Origin of the sequence: Halomonas sp. (assembly GCF_041689495.1) — a bacterium.
Classification (GTDB): domain Bacteria; phylum Pseudomonadota; class Gammaproteobacteria; order Pseudomonadales; family Halomonadaceae; genus Halomonas.
This window is the reverse complement of record NZ_JBDNGD010000454.1, coordinates 1-2,784: the sequence shown is the minus strand read 5'-3', so window position 1 is coordinate 2,784 and position 2,784 is coordinate 1. Positions and strand designations below refer to the sequence as shown.

Here is a 2,784-nt window from a genome sequence, read left to right as displayed (position 1 = left end):
CGACCGGGCAGACCGATCGCCACCGCGCCCTCGCGGATCCCCAGGGAAGCCCGCAGGGACGCCGTCTCGTCGATCGTCAACCGGGGCTCGAAGACAGCGGTATCGATCCCCAGGTAGAGCCGGCGGATGCGCTCGGCCGGTAGCGGAAAGGCCGCCAGGTTACGCTCTCGGGTAGTGTCGCTGATGGAGAAGAGCCGGGTGACGCGCCCATAGGCCCAGCGGTGGTAGGCATCCTTCTTGGGCCGGGTGACTCCCATGTGATCGGTGAAGAAGAGCCTCAGCCCGGGACGCAGGGTGGCCAGCAGCGCGCCCAGGCGAAGATCGCTGGACTTGTGGCAATGCAACACCCGGATGTCGTGGTCGTCCAGATAGGCGAGGAGACGCGGCAACGACAGCAGCGCGCGGCCCCGACCGGGTAGCGTCACCGGGGTGATGCCCGCCTCGGTCAGGCTCGCGGCGACCCGCGAACCGGCCAGGGCCACGCCATGGGGCTCCCACCCCTGGCGCTTCAGCTCGGGTATAATCCGCGAAGGATACATTTCCAGTCCGCCCCAGCCGTGCGAGAGGCAGAAGTGCATGACCTTGTGGGACAAGATTATCTCCTTTCCGATGGGCCCCGGGAGCCTGTATGACAACAACGGCAGCCATCGAAAAGATGAACGCCGCCAGAAACTGGTGGTGGTGCGCAACGACAAGCTAGGGGATTTCATGCTGGCCTGGCCGGCGCTCGCCTGCCTGAAGGTGGCGGTACCCAGTCCCCATGTCAGCGTCCTCGTGCCCCGCTACACGGCTCCCCTGGCCAGATGCTGCCCCTGGGTGGACGAGGTCATCGTCGATCCGGGCGACGATGCGGGGCGCGAGGCGCAGCGCGAGCTACTGTCCCGACTGCGCAAGGGCCGTTTCGATGCCCTGCTGACGCTCTTTTCCACCCCGCGAATCGGCTGGCTGGGCTGGCGCGCCGGTATCCCGCTGCGCCTCGCCCCGGCCACCAAGTGGGCCCAGGTATTCTACAACCGTCGCATGACCCAGCGCAGGTCCCGCTCGGAAAAGCCCGAATATCGCTACAACATGGACCTCGCCGAGGCCCTGCTGGCGGAGCTGGGCAGGTCACCCGCCTCGACGCCGGCGCCGCCCTACTGGCCCTTGCCGAGGGCGACCCGTGAGGCGCAGCGGGCAAGAATCGTCGACGATCTCGGCCTGGACAGCAATCGCCCCTGGATCTTCGTCCATGCGGGCAGCGGTGGCTCGGCCGTCAACCTGTCGCCGGACCAGTACCTCGACCTCAGCCTCGCCATCGACCGGCAGTTGGCTGAGGTGGGACGTCTCCACCCGGTCTGGATTCTGACGGCTGGCCCCGGCGAGGAGCAGGCGGCAAGTCGACTCAGGGAGCGCCTTCTCGACGCCGGCCTCGAGGCCGGGCTGTTGCCCCCCCGCCAGGGTGTCGATGATTTTGCCCTCAGCCTGGCGGCAGCGGATCTGTTCATCGCCGGCTCCACCGGCCCCCTGCATATCGCCGGCTGCCTGGACCTGCCAACCGCGGGCTTCTATCCCTCGAGGCGCTCGTCGACGCCACTGCGCTGGCAGACCTGCAACAGCGCCGCCCATCGCCTGGCGTTCTGCCCCCCCGCGGAGGCCGGCGAGCGCGACATGTCCCGCGTCGACCTGGAAGACGCCGCCCGGGCTATTGCCCGACACCTTCATTCGCTCACTAACAACGAGTGCCCCTCATGACGCCAATCACCGGCATCATCATCACCCTCAATGAGCAGGAGCGCATCGCCGACTGCATCGAATCCTTGCTACGGGTCTGCCAGGAAGTCATCGTGGTGGACTCTCAAAGCCAGGATGAGACCGTGCGTATTGCCGAGCATCACGGTGCTCGTGTCCTGAGCCAGTCCTACCTGGGTGACGGTCATCAGAAGGCCCATGGTGTGCCCTTTGCAACGCATGACTGGATACTCGCACTGGATGCCGACGAAAGACTCGATGATGACGCCATCGCCGCCATCAAGGCCCTGCCTCTTGAGGATCCGGACCTGGCCTATAGTTTCAACAGACGCAATTTCTGTGGCCATCACTGGGTCAAGGCCGCCGGCTTCTATCCCGACAGAGTGGTGCGGCTGTACAACCGCACCACCTCGGGTTATCTGCCAAGAAAGGCTCACTCCTCGGTCGAGGCCCCCAGGGTCAAGGCTACGGACACCCATATCCGTCATTTCACCTACGAGAGCCTTTCCCACTGGATCCAGCGCATCGATCAGCTCTCCACTCGCGATGCCTGGGCGATGAAGGAAAGAGGGGTAAAACCCTCAGTCTTCAAACCCGCGCTTCATGCCTCGAGTGCCACGCTGCGTAAATTGATCATGAAGGGCGGTATCTTTCAGGGGGAAGATGGGCTGACCGTGACCATCACCACGGCATTTCATGCCTACATGAAATACGCGAAGCTCAACGAGCTGCATGAAAATGAACGTCAGGCACAAATCGCCAGGCAGAAAGCCGATCCTCGATGATCCTGAAGTTTACAAACTGATAAGCTCATAAGACATCTTCCCGGCGGTGCTCGTCATGTTCCACCTTCCCCCCTTTGCATTTCCACGGCCTCGCTGGTGGGCCCTGCTGGTTATCGGCCTGGGGGTCGGTCATGCCACCTCGACAGTGGCCCTCCTGCCGTCCTGGAGTGTGGTACCCATCACCGGAGCCTGGATGGGGCTGGCTTGGCTGTTCCGCTGGGGGGCACCGCGCCATCCCAGGCCGGCACTACGTGCCTGGCCCTGGTTGATG

3 protein-coding genes and 1 pseudogene are annotated in these 2,784 nt (G+C 64.3%); 3 read left to right on the top strand and 1 reads right to left on the bottom strand.

Annotated elements, in window-relative coordinates; genetic code table 11:
• On the bottom strand, positions 1-593 hold a 593-nt coding region (locus ACESMD_RS13880; protein WP_372614144.1), incomplete at its 3' end, for a glycosyltransferase family 4 protein.
• Here ACESMD_RS13880 and ACESMD_RS13875 point away from each other — a divergent pair.
• The 3 genes and pseudogenes from ACESMD_RS13875 to ACESMD_RS13865 form a co-directional block, all read left to right on the top strand.
• On the top strand, positions 583-1,731 hold the full coding sequence (locus ACESMD_RS13875; RefSeq protein WP_372614142.1) for a glycosyltransferase family 9 protein: 1,149 nt from the start codon (positions 583-585) through the stop codon (positions 1,729-1,731). The two genes, ACESMD_RS13880 and ACESMD_RS13875, sit on opposite strands and share 11 nt — an antisense overlap.
• Entirely contained in the window at positions 1,728-2,513 is a 786-nt protein-coding gene (locus tag ACESMD_RS13870; RefSeq protein WP_372614140.1) for a glycosyltransferase family 2 protein, read from the top strand. Before ACESMD_RS13875 ends, ACESMD_RS13870 begins: the two co-directional genes overlap by 4 nt.
• 55 nt (positions 2,514-2,568) lie before the next feature.
• Positions 2,569-2,784: pseudogene (locus tag ACESMD_RS13865) on the top strand (phosphatidylglycerol--membrane-oligosaccharide glycerophosphotransferase); the annotation flags it as partial.

What these genes read in the sequence shown, in the direction of transcription:
- ACESMD_RS13870 (WP_372614140.1), top strand. Translation starts at nt 1,728, where the DNA reads ATGACGCCAATCACCGGCATCATCATCACCCTCAATGAGCAGGAGCGC.